This is a genomic window from Canibacter zhoujuaniae (genome assembly GCF_011752015.1).
Classification (GTDB): domain Bacteria; phylum Actinomycetota; class Actinomycetes; order Actinomycetales; family Microbacteriaceae; genus Canibacter; species Canibacter zhoujuaniae.
This window is the reverse complement of the sequence record NZ_JAAIKA010000001.1, coordinates 920,854-937,715: the sequence shown is the minus strand read 5'-3', so window position 1 is coordinate 937,715 and position 16,862 is coordinate 920,854. Positions and strand designations below refer to the sequence as shown.

Here is a 16,862-nt window from a genome sequence, read left to right as displayed (position 1 = left end):
AGAGCACGTGCTGGCCGCTTTGCGCAACACAATTTGCTAATCATCTATTGTTGTCGCTTCGCGAAAAATTAGCAAATACAGGGAGGTTGTTTACTCGCTGAGGCGTTTTGTGACGGCTAGCGCAGCTCCGGTTACCGCCGCACCTGCGAGCAGGGCGACTGCGGTAACGCCGGCGATAAAAACTGCCGGCTGCCGTTTGCGCAGTGCAATCAGTCGCGCCTTCTGGCGGCTGATTGCGTTATCTATACGGGTGCCAAAGTCGAGTCTCTGCGATAGCAGCCCCAGTGTTTGCTGAAGTTCTGTGCGTGCTTCCTTAGCCTCTGCCATATTGTTTGTGCTGTCACTCATCGCCATACTCCCTGTTTGCCGGTCTCGGTGCCAGTTTTGCCGGGCTGCGGCTTCATCTTGTCGGCTGAGTTTTTCTTCACCTCACCCGCAGCATCAAGATCGCTCTTGATGCGTGCAAGGGTTTTGTGCGGCACCGGATTGCCGCGCTTGAACAGCACAACAGCAATGACAGCGAGCAGCAGTATGGTTATAACACCTGCGCCGCCAATTACGAGAGCAGAGAGCCACACAGGCCAGCCCGCCCCTTCGGCGATGCCTGCAACCGCTGCCGCGAGCAGCACAGCTGTGGTCCAAAAAAGAATTACAAGAGCGACCACAACCAGCACAATGCCGATTACGAGGTTTTTAATGCGGCCGCTAACTTCTTCTTTAGCGTTACCGATCTCAGCCTTCGCTAACCGCACCGCCTGTGCTGGCACTCGAGTCAGCAGCGCTAGAGTGCTGGGGGTTGAACGTTTCTTTGAAAACATTTGCTTAAAATTTCTGAAGTTCTAGACAATTAAACGGCTGGGGTTGGTTCAGCGGCGCTCATCTCTTTGAAGCGGCGCTTACCCTTCTGTGCCTTCTTCACCTTTTTGCGGGTGCCGGCGATTGCCTCACCCACCTTGGTACCGATGAACTGACGCACATCGTCACTCCGGTCTGCCGCAAATGATTTTGCTTGAGAAACACCGTTCTGCACAAGTTTGGTATCCCAAACCTTGGAGGCAGTGCTCTTAATTTGTTCGTAACGCTTGCGGCCGGCGCGAGAACCGAGCACGTATCCTGCACCGAAACCTACAAAGAGAGCGAGCTTGCCTTTCATGAGTTCTCCAAACGTAAAAATCTATAAAAATCGGGGTAACAACAAGACTAGCGGGCATTTCTGAGCATCTTCAAAGAATTATGTGGGAAATATGCAGTTTTCGGAATCAAATAGAGTGCAAACTAATAGATATGGCACGCGTTGAAATTTATTCAGATCGTTTGATTCTCAAGTTTTCTCGATCCGAACAGTTCACTTCAATGCTGCCCGGCACGATTACAATTCCGCGTGCACAGATCCTAACCGCTATCTCTACCTCCGATCCTTGGCTCTGGGTGCGTGGCGTGCCCAAGCGGGGAATACATCTGCCGAATCGCCTCGCGCGCGGTATTTGGAAACACCGTGGCGGGCAAGACATCGTCTTTATCCGCAAGGGCGCTGAAGCCTTCGTGCTTGATCTTGACAGCTCTGCGCCAGATGTGCAGATGTCGCCCCAGACGCAGCTGCCACCGCAAACGCAGCGCATACTGGTGTCGAGCAGCCAAGCTGCGCTGGTGATGCAAGAGCTGATTAAAGACGGCACTAACCTGCCACCCGAAAAACGTCAGGTTGACTAATTTTCGTCTCACTCGCTGCTTCCCGACTGTGGCTAGCTCTTTGTAAGCGCTGCCTCTAACGCGGCGAGCAGTTGATCCACTTCTTCGACGGTGGAATCCCAGCCGCACATCAGGCGCACCTCATTAGGCAGCCCGGGCCAATCGTAAAAAATGAAGTCTGCTGCAACCTGCTCGCGTGCGGTGGCGGGCATGGTCGCGAAAACAGCATTTGACTCAACCTTTTGTGTGATCCGAAATGCGGGATCTAACTCGGTCAGCTGCGCTAGCCCCGCGGCCAGTCGGGTTGCCATACTGTTCGCGGTTCCTGCATTTTCCAGCCACAGATCGGTGCCGTAGAGTGCCAGCAATTGCGCCGAGATAAAGCGCATCTTTGAGGCGAGCTGCGTTTGTTGTTTACGCAGATAGTGCATGCCGTGATCTAGCTCCGGGTTCAGCACAATAACTGCTTCTGCTGCAAGAGCGCCGTTTTTAGTGCCGCCGAGGCTTAAAATATCAACGCCCGCATCGCTTGTGAGTGTGCGCAGCTCGGTTTGCAGTGTGGCAGCGGCGTTTGCGAGCCGTGCGCCATCCATGTGCAGGCGCATGTTGTGAGAGTGGGCGAGCTTAGCTAAAGCCGTGATCTCCGCTACCGTGTAGCAGGTGCCGTATTCGGTGGTTTGTGAAATGGAAATCACCGTTGGTTGCGCGTGGTGCTCGACCCCGATAACCGCAAGCTGCGGCAGGACGAGTTCCGGTGTGAGTTTGCCATCCGGGGTGTCGATGGGGATAAGTTTTAAGCCTTGGGTGCGCTCGGGAGAGCCGGTCTCGTCAACATTGATATGTGCGCTGTTTGCGCAGATTATTGCACCCCAGCGAGGTGCCGCTGCTGCGAGAGCGGTAACGTTTGCCCCAGTGCCGTTGAATACGGGGTAGGCCGTTGCGCGCGTCCCAAAATGCTGTTTAATGACCGCAGTAAATTCAGCAGTTGTCGGATCAGCGCCGTATGCTCCGACACGACCACCATTGACACGCTGCACTGCGTCCATAATCGTTGGGTGGGCGCCGCTGGCGTTGTCAGAGGTGAAGAAAATTGGGGCACGCTCGTGTATCTCGCTGCTCATGGCTATAACAGTACCGGCTTAGGTAGGTTGGAGGTATGGCAGTTAAGGTTCTTGCGGTGGGAAAAAAGCACGAATCGTGGGTTTCTGAGGGCATTGCGCGCTATGACAGGCGACTGCGAAAACCCTGGAACATGTCTTGGCAGTTTTTGCCGCACTCGGCGCTTGCTGCAGAGCGGGCGCGAGAGGCAGAATCAAAAAGCATCCTTGAGAAACTTGGGCGCGATGAGTTCGTTGTGGTGCTGGACGAACGCGGCCAAATGCTGAGCTCGCCGCAGCTGTCACAGCGACTCTACAGGGCATTGGGGAGCGGCTCGGTCACCGTTGTAATAGGCGGGGCTTATGGTGTGACAGACGAGGTGCGCGCGCGGGCGGATCTGGTGTGGAGCCTGTCTCCGCTGGTTTTTCCGCACCAGCTGGTGCGCTTAATACTTGTGGAGCAACTGTATCGTGCGGGTGAAATTGCCGCCGGTAGGCCGTATCACCATGTCTAATCCTTGGGAGACATAAGGGCGTTATAAAGTCATATACCCGCGTTTTAGTGTTGAGGTATGCGACTAGAAAGAATGCTTGTAAGCCTCAAACGGGCGCCGTGTAAGCCACACACTACACGCGCTGTTACTGTGCCCTGGGGTGTTGGCCGCGATGCTGTCGGGCGGTTACGTGCTGTGACGAATGTGAGCAACCGCAGGCTGCGGGGCGTGCGATTGATGTGTGCGGGAGAGGGGCTGTTTAGTCAGTCTCTGCCGGTGTCACTTGATCCTGGTGAAACGCTGCGAGTGCTCTATCAGCAGACAGAAGAGATGCGTGACGATGGTGTGCTTGTGTTGCGTTGGTTTGAGCCAGACGGAGGTGAGATGCTGTGGTCTGTGCCGCTGTGTTAGTGCTGTTTTGCTTTGCTCTCTTGGGTTATGCGTTGCCGCAGTTGCTGCAGCCGCGCTTCAGCAAAACGCATATTTTCAGTTTCACCGCGCGCAGTTCCCTGCTCAATATCATCCAATGTGATGTAGCTGCACAGGTCTGCAACAGTAACTCCAAGCGCAAAGGCAATGCGCCCGATTGTAGACAGGTTTGGGTTGGCTGTGCCGCGTTCAATTTTTCCAACTGTGCTGGGGTCGATCCCGGTGAGATCTGCAAGATCGCGCTGCGTAATGCCGGCGGCAGTGCGGAGCTCGCGCACACGCTTGCCGAACGGAACAGAAGTTGGAAGTGCGCTCATTCTTAACATGGTCACTAACCTCCTTGCCAATTTCCACAGGTGAAAAATACGCTGTTTATTCGCCTGGGCATAAATCCACTATTTGCGCGAAAAAACACCAGGTATCGGGGCTGCTAAAAATTTGACCACTACATCTAGTGGTTGACGACACGCCCACCCGAATTATGAGATTCAAAAAATTAAATATTTCAACTCCTTGTGGATAACTTGCGAGGTGAGCCGTAATTGCGCTGAAAATTTTCAACAAGTTGGAATGAAATTAGGGGAAAACCTTGTTCATAATCACACGGGTGTAATTACTGCATCTTGTGGTCTTAAATGATGTGGTTCACTATATGTAGTGCCTGACGTGTTTCAGGTGAGCAACGGAGATAAAGGAATTCAAAATGGCAACTACCGTTTACACAAAGCCCTCATGTGTACAGTGCACAGCTACCTACCGCGCTCTTGACAGCAAAGGTATCGAGTATGAAGTGGTCGACCTCTCACAGGACGAAACTGCGCTCGAAACTGTGAAAGAGCTCGGCTACATGCAGGCGCCGGTTGTTGTAACAGATGAAGACCACTGGTCAGGTTTCCGCCCAGACAAGATCGACGCTCTCGCCGGTCGTCTCGCTTAAGCATTAAAGCTGTTTTACAACTACATACTTCCCAACTGGCCTCAGGTTTCTGCTGTAGAAACTCGGGGCCAGTTGTTACGAATTCAAGATTGAAATCACCTGCGCGCTCGGCATTGCGATTAGAAAGGAGTATCCGGTGGCAAACATCGTTTACTTCTCGAGTGTCTCTGGGAACACCAAAAGATTCATAGAGAAACTGAATCTGCCGGCACACCGCATTCCGCTTCTCCCGAAAGAAGATCCCCTAGAAGTAACTGAGCCGTATGTGCTGTTCGTGCCAACATACGGTGGTGGCCCAGAGACAAAAGCCGTGCCAAAACAGGTGATTAAGTTCTTAAACAACCCGGATAACCGGGCGCTGCTGCGCGGTGTTATAGCCGCCGGCAACACAAACTTTGGGGAGGCGTACGGCCTCGCCGGAGACATCATCGCTAGAAAGTGCAAAGTCCCGCACCTATACAGATTTGAACTTTTTGGCACCCCCGAGGACGTCGACCGCGTCAAAGCAGGATTGGAAGAATTTTGGAAAGCACAATAATCGAACCCGGCCACGACTCATCAAAGGTCAGCGAGATGGATTACCACTCACTGAACGCGATGCTGAATCTGTATGACTCAGACGGCAATATTCAGTTCGATAAGGATCGTGAGGCTGCGCGCCAATACTTCCTGCAGCATGTTAACCAGAACACCGTGTTCTTCCACGACTTTGACGAGCGTCTGCGCTTCCTCATCGAAAATGAATACTACGAGGCAGAGATCCTGGAGCAGTACCCGCGCGGCTTTGTCGAGGAGCTCACAGACTACGCCTACGGTCTAAAGTTCCGCTTCCCAACCTTCCTCGGTGCTTTTAAATTCTTCACCTCATACGCACTCAAGACTTTTGACGGTGAGCGCTATCTTGAGCGCTTTGAAGATCGTGTGGTGATGGTCGCGATCGCTCTGGCGGCCGGTGACCAAGCACTGGCAAAGCGTTATGTTGAAGAGATTATTTCTGGCCGCTTTCAGCCAGCAACTCCAACCTTCCTAAACGCAGGTAAAGCGCAGCGCGGCGAGTTCGTATCCTGCTTCCTGTTGCGTATTGAAGACAATATGGAGTCAATCTCCCGCGGCATTAACTCCTCGCTACAGCTTTCAAAACGCGGCGGCGGTGTAGCGCTGCTGCTCTCCAACCTGCGTGAAGCCGGCGCCCCGATTAAGAAAATTCAGAATCAGTCATCGGGCATTATCCCGGTCATGAAGCTGCTTGAGGATAGCTTCAGCTATGCAAATCAGCTGGGCGCCAGGCAGGGCGCGGGCGCCGTTTATCTCTCAGCGCACCACCCGGACATCCTGCGCTTCCTCGATACTAAGCGAGAGAACGCCGACGAAAAGATCCGCATTAAAACTCTGTCACTCGGTGTTGTTGTGCCCGACATCACTTTCGAACTGGCGAAAAAGGGTGAAGATATGTATCTCTTCTCGCCCTACGATGTTGAAAGAGTTTACGGTGTGCCGTTCGCCGATATCTCGGTCACCGAAAAGTATTACGAGATGGTTGATGATTCTCGTATCCGCAAGAGCAAAATTAACGCTCGCCAGTTCTTCCAGACCATCGCAGAGCTGCAGTTCGAGTCGGGCTATCCATACATCGTGTTTGAAGACACAGTAAACCGGGAGAACCCGATTGCCGGCCGCATCAATATGTCAAACCTGTGCTCTGAGATTCTGCAGGTGAACACCCCAACCACCTACAACGCCGACCTCAGCTACAAAGAGATTGGCAAAGATATCTCATGCAACCTCGGGTCAATGAATATTGCGGCGATGATGGACGGCCCAGACTTCGCTGGGAGCGTGGAGTCAGCGATCCGCGCACTGACCGCGGTGAGTGATATGAGCCACATTACTTCTGTGCGTTCTATTGAAGACGGTAACGATCGCTCACACGCAATCGGTCTCGGCCAGATGAACCTGCACGGCTACCTTTCTCGTGAGCGTATTTTCTACGGCTCTGAAGAGGGTATAGATTTCACCAACATTTACTTTTACACGATTCTCTTCCACGCGCTGTCTGCGTCAAACAAGATCGCGATAGAGCGCGGTGTGACTTTTGAGGGATTCGAGAACTCAAAGTACGCTTCGGGTGAGTTTTTCGATAAGTACACAGACCGCGTGTGGGAGCCGGCCACGGCGAAGGTGCGCGAACTCTTTGAGAAGGCGGGAGTGCAGATCCCAACGCAGGAGGATTGGCGCGAGCTGAAGGCGAAGGTGCAGCAGCACGGTATCTACAACCAGAACCTGCAGGCTGTGCCACCAACCGGCTCTATCTCCTACATCAACAACTCAACCTCATCAATCCACCCGATTGCTTCAAAGATTGAGATCCGCAAAGAGGGCAAGCTGGGGCGTGTTTACTACCCAGCGCCGTTCATGACCAACGACAACCTGGAGTACTACCAGGATGCCTACGAAATCGGCCCAGAAAAGATCATTGACACTTACGCGGCCGCAACTCAGCACGTTGACCAGGGGCTGTCTCTCACACTCTTCTTCCCGGACACCGCAACCACACGCGATGTGAACAAAGCGCAGATCTATGCTTGGCGCAAGGGGATTAAGACGATTTACTACATCCGCCTGCGGCAGATGGCGCTGGAGGGCACCGAAATCGAAGGCTGCGTCAGCTGCATGCTGTAACCGTCAGGGCGGCTGTTGCCGCTCCTGAGGTTCGGTAGAGTCGAATTGATCCACAAGAAAAATAAGGTCTGGAAAGAGAACAATGAGCCCCGCAGATAAGCTCCCGCTCGTCAACCACGTGCAGGCGATTAACTGGAACCGCATTGAAGACGACAAAGACGTTGAAGTTTGGAACCGTCTTGTCAACAACTTTTGGCTTCCTGAAAAGGTGCCACTCTCTAACGATGTGCAGTCGTGGAACACACTCACGCCGGCAGAGCAGCAGCTGACTATGCGCGTATTTACCGGGCTTACTCTGCTTGACACGATCCAGGGAACAGTGGGCGCGGTGTCGCTCATCCCTGATGCGCTAACCCCGCACGAGGAAGCTGTGCTGACAAACATTGCTTTCATGGAGTCGGTGCACGCAAAGAGCTATTCGTCAATTTTCTCAACCCTCTGCTCAACCCCAGAGATTGATGAGGCCTTCCGCTGGTCGGTGGAGAATGAGTATCTGCAGAAGAAAGCGCAGATCATTATCGACTACTATCACGGTGATGATCCGCTCAAGCGCAAGGTTGCTTCAACCCTGCTTGAGTCGTTCCTGTTCTATTCCGGCTTCTACCTGCCGATGTATTGGTCGAGCCGCGCAAAGCTCACCAACACCGCAGACCTGATCCGTCTGATTATTCGCGATGAAGCTGTGCACGGTTACTACATTGGATACAAGTTTCAAAAAGGGCTTGAGAACGAGAGCGAGGAGCGCAAGCAGGAGCTGAAAGACTACACTTTCGCGCTCTTGTTTGATCTCTATGACAATGAGGTTAAATACACCCAGGATCTCTATGATCAGGTGGGTCTCACCGAAGACGTTAAGAAGTTCCTGCACTACAACGCCAACAAAGCTCTGATGAATCTGGGCTATGAGGCAATGTTCCCGCAGAGCGTCACCGACGTGAACCCGGCGATTCTTTCTGCCCTGTCGCCAAACGCTGACGAGAATCACGACTTCTTCTCGGGGTCTGGCTCAAGCTATGTGATCGGTAAGGCGGAAGCGACCGAAGATGAAGACTGGGATTTCTAACTAATGTTTTAACGTCGCAGTCTGACTTTAAACTGCTTCCTGAAATGCCCGCCTGGCTACAAAGTTTGGGCGGGCATTTTGTATGTTGCGGCGTGGCTTTAAAAATTTATTAAAAAATTTTCTGCGGTATCAGTTGTGAGTAAATTCCCGTGTTTGCGGGTCAAAAAGCTTATATGAATGAGAATCATTACTATTAAGGTGCGAAATCGTTTGTTTTTCCAAAAATCGGCTTGAAACTGCGTTTTTAGGGGCGTATCTTGAGGGCGTAGCCAAGATATGGATACGCAGAACAAAGGAGTTTCAAAATGAGCGACACGATGCGCGCTATTACCTACTACGGTGACCACGACATTCGCTTTGAAGAGCGCCCGAAGCCGCAGATCATTGATCCGACCGACGCTATTGTGCGTGTTGTTCGGACAACTATTTGCGGCACCGATCTTGGTATCTACAAGGGTAAGAACCCAGAAGTTGAAGAGACGGTAAAAGCTCGCGGCGAAGAGTGGAACGGTCGCATTCTCGGGCATGAGGGCGTTGGTGTCGTTGAAGCCGTTGGTGACGCTGTCAAGAACATTAAAGTTGGCGATCGCGTGCTCATCTCATGTGTTTCACGCTGCGGCACCTGCGATAACTGCGCGAAGCAGATGTATGCGCACTGCCGCAACGGCGGTGGTTGGATCATGGGTTACATGATCGACGGCACCCAGGCTGAGTATGTGCGCACCCCGTTCGCCGACAATTCGCTGTTCCACCTGCCAGAGGGCTTCGACGAAGACGTTGCAGTTTTCCTCTCAGATGCGTTGCCAACCGGTCACGAACTTGGCGTACAGCGCGGGCAGGTAGCTCCGGGTAAGGACGTTTTGATTGTCGGTGCGGGCCCTGTTGGCATGGGAGCTTTGCTGACAGCGCAGTTTTACTCACCCGCCAGCATCATCGTTGCCGACATGAACGACAAGCGCCTGGAGATGGCAAAGAAGATGGGCGCAACCCACGTCGTGAATCCGGCCACTGGCGATCTTGACGCAGTAATTGCAGAGGTTACCGATGGTCGTGGCGTTGACACCGCTATTGAGGCGGTTGGTCTGCCAGCAACCTGGGATCTGTGCGCCGGAGCTGTGCGAGAGGGTGGCAACATCGCTGTTGTTGGCGTGCACGGCAAGCCTGTTGAGTTTGAGCTGCAGAAGATGTGGATCAGAAACCTCACCATCACCACCGGTCTCGTCTCAGCTAACACGACCGCCATGCTGATGAAGGCGGTGCGTAACAGCGATCTGCCAATCGCCGACCTTGCAACCCACCACTTCACCTGGGATCAGTTTGAAGATGCGTGGGAGGCGTTCAAGAATGCCGACGAGCACAACTCAATGAAGGTTGTTATTACCAACGAGTAACTCTGCTTGATAACCAGAGTTGGCGGCCGATCCGATCCCTCGGGTTGGCCGCCTTTTTTATATCGCGATGGGGTAGTTTTCGCCGGAGAGGGATCACTACTCGCGATGCTGGGTGGTATTTACTGTTTTGCGCGACCAGAGCTTCAAAAATGCTGAGAAAATCTGAGTGCGCTTGACTCAAGTTTTTGCACAGAGTTAAACTTGAGTCAACATAACTCAAGTTTTGGAGTGCAAAATGCAAAATATGAATCCTGGACAGCCAGTCCAAGAAAATCAGAGCGCTCTCGAGCAGTTTGGGCAGAATCTCACAGAGATTGCACGGAGCGGAAAGCTCGATCCGGTAATTGGGCGTGACGGTGAAATTCGCCGTCTCAGTCAGGTTTTGACCCGCCGCACAAAAAACAACCCGGTGCTCATTGGGGCGCCGGGCGTTGGCAAAACAGCGGTTGTTGAAGGGCTCGCGCAGCGTATCGTTGCCGGTGACGTAGCCGACTCGCTTAAAGATAAAGAGCTGATCAGCCTCGACATTTCTGCGCTTATTGCGGGCGCAAAATACCGCGGTGAGTTCGAGGAGCGCATGAAAGCAGTGCTCGAAGAGATCAAACAGGCAGACGGGCAGATCATAACCTTCATCGACGAGCTGCACACCCTGATGGGTGCCGGCGGCGGCGAAGCCTCAGTGGCTGCAAGCCAAATGCTAAAACCAATGCTTGCGCGTGGCGAGCTGCGCCTGATCGGCGCGACAACACTCGACGAGTATCGTCAATACATTGAAAAAGACGCGGCGCTCGAACGTCGTTTCCAACAGGTATATGTTGGTGAGCCGAGCGTTGAAGACACAATCGCGATTCTGCGCGGTCTGAAAGAAAGGTATGAGGCGCACCACAAGGTGACCATCGCCGACAGCGCACTGGTTGCTGCTGCAACAATGTCAAACCGTTACATCACCGCCAGGCAGCTGCCAGATAAAGCAATTGACCTAATTGACGAAGCGGCAAGCCGACTGCGCATGGAGATTGACTCAGCCCCGCTCGAGATTGATCAGTTGCGGCGTGCCGTCGACCGTTTAAAAATCGAAGAGCTGGCGCTAAAGAAAGAAAAAGACGCTGCCTCCAAAGAGCGTCTGGCAGCTTTGCGGCAAACAATCACCGAGAAGCAGTCGGAGCTGTCTGAGTTAGAAGCGCAGTGGCAGCTCGAACGAGACAGTCTAAACCGCGTGGGCAATCTGCGTGAGCGTCTCGACCGTGCCCGCTTTGAAGCGGAGCGCGCACAGCGCGAGGGCAGCCTAGAAAAAGCATCTAAACTGCTCTACGGTGAGATTCCCGTGATCGAAAAGGAACTCGCTGCGGCTGAGGCTGCAGAAGCCGCAGGCGCTTCCGGCGCGCCCAGAATGGTTAATGAGCAGGTGACCGCAGAAGATATCGCTGAGGTTGTTGCCCAATGGACAGGTGTTCCGGTGGGCAAACTGCTGCAGGGAGAGACTGAAAAACTCCTTAATCTCGAAAGCGAGCTGGGCAAGCGGTTGATCGGTCAAACCCAGGCGGTGCAGGCCGTTGCTGACGCTGTGCGGCGCAGTCGCGCGGGTATTAGCGATCCGCACAAGCCGACCGGATCCTTCCTCTTCCTCGGCCCAACCGGCGTTGGGAAGACGGAGTTGGCGAAAGCTCTGGCTGAGTTTTTGTTTGACGATGAACGCGCTATGGTGCGTATCGACATGAGCGAATACGGCGAGAAACACTCGGTGTCGCGTCTTGTCGGTGCCCCTCCCGGTTATGTCGGTTATGAATCAGGTGGGCAGCTGACAGAAGCGGTGCGTCGCCGTCCATACTCTGTTGTGCTGCTTGACGAAGTTGAGAAAGCACACCCGGAAGTTTTCGATGTGCTGTTACAGGTGCTAGATGACGGGCGCTTAACAGACGGTCAGGGTCGCACAGTCGATTTTAAAAACGTGATTTTGGTGCTCACCAGCAACCTCGGGTCACAGTTTTTGATCGATCCCGATCTAAAAAAGGACGAGCGTGAGGCGGCTGTTATGGCCACCGTGCGCGCCAGCTTTAAACCAGAATTTCTGAATCGTCTCGACGAGCAGGTAATCTTCACCGCGCTGTCACAGAGCGAACTGGGGGAGATAGTAAATATTGCGGTTGAGAAGCTGCAGGAGCGACTCAGCGAGCGTCGTCTCACGCTGGGAGTGACCCCTGAAGCGCGAGCATGGCTCGCAGCTCGCGGCTACGATCCCGCATACGGTGCGCGCCCACTGCGTCGCTTAATTCAGCGTGAAATTGAAGACAAGCTCGCACGTGCTCTGCTCGCCGGCGAGGTGCGTGACGGTGACACCGTGCGTGTCGTGCTCGGCCCTGACGGCACCGAACTTGCTGTCGAACAGGTTGAGCTGTAGTGCGTCACTTAAGCAGAATGCTCTGCCACAATTGAAGGTATGACTGAGCAGACTGCAGCGCTGGGCACTGATAGCGCAATCCTCGCTGCCGCCGGCCCACACCCTGAAGCCTCAACTTTTGGTGTGGGCCCGTGGCCTGGCGGGCGTGAGAACTGGCCGACGGAAGAGTTCTATGACCCCGAGCTTTTAGAGCATGGGGATAGCCGGAATGTTATCGATCGCTACCGCTATTGGAAGCTTGAAGCGATTAAGGCAGACTTAGACCAGTTTCGTCACAGCTTTCATGTCGCGATTGAAAACTGGCAGCACGATATGAACATTGGCTCTATCGTGCGCAGCGCGAACGCTTTCGGGGCCGATACTGTGCATATTGTTGGGCGCCGTCGCTGGAATAAGCGCGGTGCGATGGTCACAGACCGCTACCAGCACGTGCAGCACCACGAATCTATCGCCGCTTTAGCCGACTGGGCTGCTGCTGAAAATCTTCCGATCATCGCTATCGATAATGTGCCGGGCTGCGTGCCTATGGAGACATTTGCGTGGCCCAAACGCTGTGTGATGCTTTTCGGTCAGGAGGGGCCGGGGCTGACCGCAGAAGCTATCGGTGTGTCAGAGACTGTTGTAGAAATTACGCAGTACGGCTCGACACGGTCAATTAACGCATCCGCAGCAGCAGCGGTGTCAATGTTTAGCTGGGTAAATCAGCACTCACCGCAGTTGCCGGGGCGTGTTTAAGGCAATAAATTTGCGCACCCGTCTAATTAGTGTATAGTTGTACGAGTTGATGATTTCAACGTGCGCCCTTAGCTCAGCTGGATAGAGCGTCTGACTACGGATCAGAAGGCCAGGGGTTCGAATCCCTTAGGGCGCGCAGATAAAATCCCAGGTTCTCCTGGGATTTTTTATTTCTCAAAAGCAGAAATGTGTCAGACGGTGTCTGTTGCTAGCCGTTAAAGCGGCGCAGTCGCAGACTGTTGCTCACAACAAACACTGATGAGAGCGCCATTGCGGCGCCAGCCAACATCGGGTTCAGAAGCCCGAACGCAGCTAGCGGGATTGCTGCTGTGTTGTAAGCAAAGGCCCAAAACAGGTTCGTTTTAATTGTTTTCAGTGTGCGCTGGGACAGGCGCAACGCAGTAACAGCTGTTGGCAGATCTGCGCGCATCAGTGTGATATCTGCGGCGTTTATCGCGGCGTCGGTGCCCGTTCCCATTGCGATTCCGAGATTTGCGGTTGCGAGTGCCGGCGCATCGTTAACTCCGTCACCGATCATTGCAACCCGCTGCCCGGCGTTTTGCAAACGCTTCACCGTGGCGACTTTTTCTGCGGGCAGCACCTCAGCGACCACATTTTGAATACCTGTTGCTGCAGCAACAGCCTCGCTTGTTTCACGCTTGTCGCCTGACAGCAGCACAGTTTTAAAACCAAGTTTGTGCAGCTCACTAACGGCCTGGGCGCTTTCGGGTTTTATTTGATCGCTCACCTCGATGCTGGCAACCGGTGTGCCGTCTAGGTAGACGGTAACGCCCGGTCGCCCAACTTTAACGCGCACTCCAGAAATTTCTCCGGAAACCCCCACTCCAGGTTCGTTCCTAAAATCTGTCACCTCAAGGTCGGGATCATACGCATCTCTCTCTTTAGCGTAGACAACAATCGCCCGTGCGACAGGGTGCTCAGACGCAGACTCCAGCGCCGCTGCGAAGCTTAGTGCGCGATCCGCAGGAAACTCTCCCACCGGAGTCACCGCTGTAACCGCCATATTCCCTGTTGTGACTGTGCCGGTTTTGTCTAGCACAATGGTGTCTATATTGGCGCTGGTTTCCAGCACCTGCGCGCCACGAATTAAGATTCCAAGCTCAGCGCCACGGCCGGTGCCCGCAAGCAGAGCGGTCGGAGTGGCAAGCCCGAGCGCACACGGGCAGGCGATAATCAAAACGGAAATGGCTGCCGCAAGAGCGCGAGTCCAGTCGCCTGAGAACAGCACCCAAGATGCGAGCGTCAGCACGGCAAGCCCGAGCACAACCGGCACAAAAACACTGGCGACTCGATCCGCAAGTTTTTGCACCTGAGCCTTACCCGCCTGCGCTTCGGTCACAAGCCTTGTCATCTGTGCCAGCTTGGTGGCTGATCCAACCTGAGTAGCGCGCACAACGAGCCTACCGGAGGTGTTTAGCGTGCCACCTGTCACCGTGCTGCTGTCAGAGACCTCTGCAGGAACCGACTCGCCGGTGAGCATTGACTCATCAACAGCTGACGCGCCAGCAAGTACAACCCCGTCTGTTGCAATCTTCTCTCCGGGTCGCACGACAAACTCGTCACCGACCACCAGCTCACTAATGGGCAGTAGCTGTTCGGCGCCGTCGCGCAGCACTGTGACCTGTTTCGCGCCGAGATCCAACAGTGCATATAGCGCAGAGCCCGCCTGACTCTTTGCCCGTTTTTCAAAGTAGCGCCCAAGCAGCACAAATGTGATTACTCCGGCCGCAACCTCAAAATAGATGTCGGAGAGCGGGTCGGATCGTCCGCCGAAGAGCGTGAAGGTGTGACGCATGCCGGGCATACCGGCGTGCCCAAAGAGCAGCGCGGCCGTTGACCATAAGGTTGCTGCCAAAGTGCCGATGGAGATGAGCGTGTCCATTGTGGCGCTGCCGTGGCGCGCATTTTTGAACGCCGCAATGTGAAACGGGAGGCCCGCCCAGAATACAACGGGAAGTGTGAGCGCGAGCGAAACCCAGCCCCAGTAGTCAAACTGCAGCGGCGGCACCATCGCTATGAGAACCACCGGAATAGTTAGTGCGGCGGCGATAATTACTCTGATTTTGAGGGCGGCAAGATCAGCCTGCTCTGTATCTTGGCGAACCTCTGTTGCGGTGTATCCGGTCTTTTCGACAGTCGCGATGAGCTCGGCCTCGGTGACACCGGCAGCTGCGCTAATGTTTGCGCGTTCGGTTGCATAGTTAACTGTGGCTTCAACACCTGCGATGCGGTTTAGTTTCTTTTCAATGCGTGCGGCGCAGGCGGCGCAGGTCATGCCGCCGATTTGTAACTCATGCTGAGTGCGCTGCATACCCCGCCTCGTCAACGGCTGCGATGATCGCCTGCTCCGTGACAGCCGCATCAGCCTGCACAGTAAGAGTGCCATTAGCGGCGCTAACTGCGACTGCGTGAACCCCGTCGAGCTCCTCTAATTCAGAGCGAATAGCGGCTTCACAGTGTGCGCAACTCATGCCGGTGACGGTGAAATTCAGGCTCTTCGTGCTCATGCTTTAACGCTACTCTCGAAATCTGAAAATTCCCAAGTAGGCTAAGGGTATGAGCACGCCATACTCTCCGCCAGAGCTTACGATTGCGCACCTTAGCGACCTGCACCTGGTCGCCCCGGGCACGCTACTGTTTGAGCAGATCGATACTTGGCGGCGCACGCGCGAGGCCTTCGCCACCGCAATGGCGCATGAGCCGGCAATTTTCCTGGTCACGGGTGATATTGCTGAGCGTTTTCACGAAATTAGGCCTGCGGCAGACGAGCTGTTGCAGGAGATGGCTGACACCTATCGGCGCACGATTATTACCATCCCGGGCAACCACGACCTGCAGTCAGACTTCACGCAGAGTGTTTACGTGCCGGGAGGCACTGTTGGTGTTGCGCCGAGCAGTGCCGGAGTGACACCCGCTAGTGCGCCGGGGGATCACCGTGGCACAGTGCCGCTTGGAGAGGCGCGCATCAGCTACGGACCCGAACCGGCTGATTCTGTTTTCGAGACGGCGCAATTGCGGGTAATTTCATTAAACTCGCACGGCTACCGGGTGGCGCAGGGGCATCTCACTGATGCGCAGTTGGAGTGGTTGAGCGCGGAGCTTGGCCGATCCGACAGTAGCGCGCTGCAGCAGCGCACGGTAATCACCCTGCACCACCCGCCGGTAGCTAACCCGTATATTGAAATGCGCAATATCGGGCTGCGCGGTCAGCAAGAATTTGCCGATATCCTGCGCGGCGCTAAGAGCGCGGGAGCGCGGATAGACGCTATTCTCTGCGGCCACTACCATATAACACAGGCTGCTAGCATCGCGGATGTGCCGGTGTGGGTCACTCCCGCCGTGGCCTATCAGGGGGATCCCACGGTTGGGCGGGGCCGAGTGCGCGGGCGAGACTATGGTTTTGTGTCTCTGATTCGCTTCGCTGAGGATAGAGACTACAGCGCCCTAGCCATTAAGTTTGCTGGCGCGGGCGCTGAGTTGTTTGATCGTGAGATTATTCGCGAGCTATTGCCGTAGCAATCAGAAGTTGTTGATGCTGCCGAACCAGACCACTGTGCCCATCACAAAAATAATGTACAACAGGGTAAGAGCGGTGAAGACTGCGCCAATAATAATGCCGGCTAGTGCAAGCCTGCTGCCTTCTTCATTGCGCGCCTTCGCACCCTTTAGTGCAATGATGCTGAGAATAAGGCCAACAAGAGGCATCACAAAAGCCATAATGAAGCCCACGATAGTTAGGGCGCTAATCGGGTTTTCTGGCGTCTGCGCAGCGTAGCCAGCCTGCACATAACCCTGAGACGGATTGGTTACCGCTGCATCCGGTGCTGGCTGGGCCTCTGCAAGCTGCGGCTGCCGATAATACTGCGGCGCAGCAGGGGTGTTCTGATCCTGGGGAGTTTGATCCTGGGGAGTCTGATTTTCGTTCATGT

19 protein-coding genes and 1 tRNA gene are annotated in these 16,862 nt (G+C 54.4%); 12 read left to right on the top strand and 8 right to left on the bottom strand.

The window, feature by feature from the left end; all coding sequences use genetic code 11:
* Nucleotides 1-90: 90 nt before the first annotated feature.
* From HCQ99_RS04460 to HCQ99_RS07010, 3 genes are read right to left on the bottom strand one after another with little or no spacing between them, the layout of a single operon-like run.
* Entirely contained in the window at nucleotides 91-348 is a 258-nt protein-coding gene (locus HCQ99_RS04460; protein WP_166986237.1) for a hypothetical protein, read from the bottom strand.
* Nucleotides 345-818, bottom strand: a complete 474-nt coding sequence (locus HCQ99_RS04455; RefSeq protein ID WP_166986233.1) for a phage holin family protein — start codon at nucleotides 816-818, stop codon at nucleotides 345-347. Before HCQ99_RS04455 ends, HCQ99_RS04460 begins: the two co-directional genes overlap by 4 nt.
* A gap of 29 nt (nucleotides 819-847) precedes the next feature.
* Nucleotides 848-1,153 carry a hypothetical protein gene (locus HCQ99_RS07010; RefSeq protein WP_243854544.1) on the bottom strand — a complete coding sequence of 102 codons (306 nt, stop codon included), beginning with the start codon at nucleotides 1,151-1,153 and terminating at the stop codon, nucleotides 848-850.
* 131 nt (nucleotides 1,154-1,284) lie between these two features.
* Between HCQ99_RS07010 and HCQ99_RS04445 the strand changes: the two genes are divergently transcribed.
* Complete coding sequence (locus tag HCQ99_RS04445; RefSeq protein WP_166986230.1) at nucleotides 1,285-1,710, top strand: hypothetical protein; 426 nt, start codon at nucleotides 1,285-1,287, stop codon at nucleotides 1,708-1,710.
* Nucleotides 1,711-1,742: 32 nt separating this feature from the next.
* Here the strand turns inward: HCQ99_RS04445 and HCQ99_RS04440 are convergent, their stop codons facing one another.
* Complete coding sequence (locus tag HCQ99_RS04440) at nucleotides 1,743-2,810, bottom strand: threonine aldolase family protein (RefSeq protein WP_166986227.1); 1,068 nt, start codon at nucleotides 2,808-2,810, stop codon at nucleotides 1,743-1,745.
* Between the two features lie 35 nt (nucleotides 2,811-2,845).
* On the opposite strand from HCQ99_RS04440, the gene HCQ99_RS04435 reads away from it, so the two are divergent.
* Both HCQ99_RS04435 and HCQ99_RS04430 read left to right on the top strand, forming a co-directional pair.
* Nucleotides 2,846-3,301 (top strand): 23S rRNA (pseudouridine(1915)-N(3))-methyltransferase RlmH, encoded by a 456-nt coding sequence (locus HCQ99_RS04435; RefSeq protein WP_166986224.1) that lies wholly within the window; start codon nucleotides 2,846-2,848, stop codon nucleotides 3,299-3,301.
* A gap of 57 nt (nucleotides 3,302-3,358) precedes the next feature.
* Nucleotides 3,359-3,691 (top strand): hypothetical protein, encoded by a 333-nt coding sequence (locus HCQ99_RS04430; RefSeq protein WP_166986221.1) that lies wholly within the window; start codon nucleotides 3,359-3,361, stop codon nucleotides 3,689-3,691.
* Here HCQ99_RS04430 and HCQ99_RS04425 read toward each other — a convergent pair.
* Nucleotides 3,688-4,026, bottom strand: coding sequence for a helix-turn-helix domain-containing protein (locus tag HCQ99_RS04425; protein ID WP_166986218.1), 339 nt, complete (start codon nucleotides 4,024-4,026; stop codon nucleotides 3,688-3,690). The two genes, HCQ99_RS04430 and HCQ99_RS04425, sit on opposite strands and share 4 nt — an antisense overlap.
* Nucleotides 4,027-4,412: 386 nt before the next feature.
* On the opposite strand from HCQ99_RS04425, the gene nrdH reads away from it, so the two are divergent.
* The 8 genes from nrdH (at nucleotide 4,413) to HCQ99_RS04385 (ending at nucleotide 13,048) form a co-directional block, all read left to right on the top strand.
* Complete coding sequence (gene nrdH / locus HCQ99_RS04420) at nucleotides 4,413-4,646, top strand: glutaredoxin-like protein NrdH (RefSeq protein ID WP_166986215.1); 234 nt, start codon at nucleotides 4,413-4,415, stop codon at nucleotides 4,644-4,646.
* 136 nt (nucleotides 4,647-4,782) lie between these two features.
* Entirely contained in the window at nucleotides 4,783-5,184 is a 402-nt protein-coding gene (gene nrdI / locus HCQ99_RS04415) for a class Ib ribonucleoside-diphosphate reductase assembly flavoprotein NrdI (RefSeq protein WP_166986212.1), read from the top strand.
* A 35-nt stretch (nucleotides 5,185-5,219) separates the two neighbouring features.
* Nucleotides 5,220-7,325 (top strand): class 1b ribonucleoside-diphosphate reductase subunit alpha, encoded by a 2,106-nt coding sequence (gene nrdE / locus HCQ99_RS04410; RefSeq protein ID WP_166986618.1) that lies wholly within the window; start codon nucleotides 5,220-5,222, stop codon nucleotides 7,323-7,325.
* An 82-nt stretch (nucleotides 7,326-7,407) separates the two neighbouring features.
* The gene (gene nrdF / locus HCQ99_RS04405) at nucleotides 7,408-8,388 is read left to right on the top strand and encodes a class 1b ribonucleoside-diphosphate reductase subunit beta (protein WP_166986209.1); all 981 of its coding nucleotides are present in this window, start codon (nucleotides 7,408-7,410) and stop codon (nucleotides 8,386-8,388) included.
* Between the two features lie 305 nt (nucleotides 8,389-8,693).
* Nucleotides 8,694-9,779 carry a zinc-binding dehydrogenase gene (locus tag HCQ99_RS04400; protein WP_166986205.1) on the top strand — a complete coding sequence of 362 codons (1,086 nt, stop codon included), beginning with the start codon at nucleotides 8,694-8,696 and terminating at the stop codon, nucleotides 9,777-9,779.
* 235 nt (nucleotides 9,780-10,014) lie between these two features.
* On the top strand, nucleotides 10,015-12,177 hold the full coding sequence (locus tag HCQ99_RS04395; RefSeq protein ID WP_424945197.1) for an ATP-dependent Clp protease ATP-binding subunit: 2,163 nt from the start codon (nucleotides 10,015-10,017) through the stop codon (nucleotides 12,175-12,177).
* A gap of 39 nt (nucleotides 12,178-12,216) precedes the next feature.
* Complete coding sequence (locus tag HCQ99_RS04390) at nucleotides 12,217-12,912, top strand: TrmH family RNA methyltransferase (protein ID WP_166986198.1); 696 nt, start codon at nucleotides 12,217-12,219, stop codon at nucleotides 12,910-12,912.
* Nucleotides 12,913-12,974: 62 nt separating this feature from the next.
* A tRNA-Arg gene (locus HCQ99_RS04385) sits at nucleotides 12,975-13,048 on the top strand.
* Nucleotides 13,049-13,120: 72 nt separating this feature from the next.
* Here HCQ99_RS04385 and HCQ99_RS04380 read toward each other — a convergent pair.
* Together HCQ99_RS04380 and HCQ99_RS04375 are read right to left on the bottom strand one after the other, a co-directional pair.
* Nucleotides 13,121-15,244 (bottom strand): heavy metal translocating P-type ATPase, encoded by a 2,124-nt coding sequence (locus HCQ99_RS04380; RefSeq protein ID WP_166986196.1) that lies wholly within the window; start codon nucleotides 15,242-15,244, stop codon nucleotides 13,121-13,123.
* Nucleotides 15,225-15,440 carry a heavy-metal-associated domain-containing protein gene (locus HCQ99_RS04375; RefSeq protein ID WP_166986193.1) on the bottom strand — a complete coding sequence of 72 codons (216 nt, stop codon included), beginning with the start codon at nucleotides 15,438-15,440 and terminating at the stop codon, nucleotides 15,225-15,227. The genes HCQ99_RS04380 and HCQ99_RS04375 overlap by 20 nt, the downstream gene beginning before the upstream one ends.
* A 49-nt stretch (nucleotides 15,441-15,489) precedes the next feature.
* Between HCQ99_RS04375 and HCQ99_RS04370 the strand changes: the two genes are divergently transcribed.
* Nucleotides 15,490-16,449, top strand: coding sequence for a metallophosphoesterase family protein (locus HCQ99_RS04370; protein WP_166986190.1), 960 nt, complete (start codon nucleotides 15,490-15,492; stop codon nucleotides 16,447-16,449).
* A 3-nt stretch (nucleotides 16,450-16,452) separates the two neighbouring features.
* On the opposite strand, the gene HCQ99_RS04365 is transcribed toward HCQ99_RS04370, so the two are convergent.
* Nucleotides 16,453-16,860: a DUF4190 domain-containing protein gene (locus HCQ99_RS04365; RefSeq protein WP_166986187.1), complete on the bottom strand. Its 408-nt coding sequence runs from the start codon at nucleotides 16,858-16,860 to the stop codon at nucleotides 16,453-16,455.
* Nucleotides 16,861-16,862: the final 2 nt, after the last annotated feature.

Excerpts from the sequence above, each read along its gene's own strand:
- HCQ99_RS04460 (WP_166986237.1), bottom strand. The coding sequence starts at position 348 with ATGAGTGACAGCACAAACAATATGGCAGAGGCTAAGGAAGCACGCACA.
- HCQ99_RS04455 (WP_166986233.1), bottom strand. The coding sequence starts at position 818 with ATGTTTTCAAAGAAACGTTCAACCCCCAGCACTCTAGCGCTGCTGACT.
- HCQ99_RS07010 (WP_243854544.1), bottom strand. The coding sequence starts at position 1,153 with ATGAAAGGCAAGCTCGCTCTCTTTGTAGGTTTCGGTGCAGGATACGTG.
- HCQ99_RS04445 (WP_166986230.1), top strand. The coding sequence starts at position 1,285 with ATGGCACGCGTTGAAATTTATTCAGATCGTTTGATTCTCAAGTTTTCT.
- HCQ99_RS04440 (WP_166986227.1), bottom strand. The coding sequence starts at position 2,810 with ATGAGCAGCGAGATACACGAGCGTGCCCCAATTTTCTTCACCTCTGAC.
- HCQ99_RS04435 (WP_166986224.1), top strand. The coding sequence starts at position 2,846 with ATGGCAGTTAAGGTTCTTGCGGTGGGAAAAAAGCACGAATCGTGGGTT.
- HCQ99_RS04430 (WP_166986221.1), top strand. The coding sequence starts at position 3,359 with ATGCGACTAGAAAGAATGCTTGTAAGCCTCAAACGGGCGCCGTGTAAG.
- HCQ99_RS04425 (WP_166986218.1), bottom strand. The coding sequence starts at position 4,026 with ATGAGCGCACTTCCAACTTCTGTTCCGTTCGGCAAGCGTGTGCGCGAG.
- nrdH (WP_166986215.1), top strand. The coding sequence starts at position 4,413 with ATGGCAACTACCGTTTACACAAAGCCCTCATGTGTACAGTGCACAGCT.
- nrdE (WP_166986618.1), top strand. The coding sequence starts at position 5,220 with ATGGATTACCACTCACTGAACGCGATGCTGAATCTGTATGACTCAGAC.
- nrdF (WP_166986209.1), top strand. The coding sequence starts at position 7,408 with ATGAGCCCCGCAGATAAGCTCCCGCTCGTCAACCACGTGCAGGCGATT.
- HCQ99_RS04400 (WP_166986205.1), top strand. The coding sequence starts at position 8,694 with ATGAGCGACACGATGCGCGCTATTACCTACTACGGTGACCACGACATT.
- HCQ99_RS04395 (WP_424945197.1), top strand. The coding sequence starts at position 10,015 with ATGCAAAATATGAATCCTGGACAGCCAGTCCAAGAAAATCAGAGCGCT.
- HCQ99_RS04390 (WP_166986198.1), top strand. The coding sequence starts at position 12,217 with ATGACTGAGCAGACTGCAGCGCTGGGCACTGATAGCGCAATCCTCGCT.
- HCQ99_RS04380 (WP_166986196.1), bottom strand. The coding sequence starts at position 15,244 with ATGCAGCGCACTCAGCATGAGTTACAAATCGGCGGCATGACCTGCGCC.
- HCQ99_RS04375 (WP_166986193.1), bottom strand. The coding sequence starts at position 15,440 with ATGAGCACGAAGAGCCTGAATTTCACCGTCACCGGCATGAGTTGCGCA.
- HCQ99_RS04370 (WP_166986190.1), top strand. The coding sequence starts at position 15,490 with ATGAGCACGCCATACTCTCCGCCAGAGCTTACGATTGCGCACCTTAGC.
- HCQ99_RS04365 (WP_166986187.1), bottom strand. The coding sequence starts at position 16,860 with ATGAACGAAAATCAGACTCCCCAGGATCAAACTCCCCAGGATCAGAAC.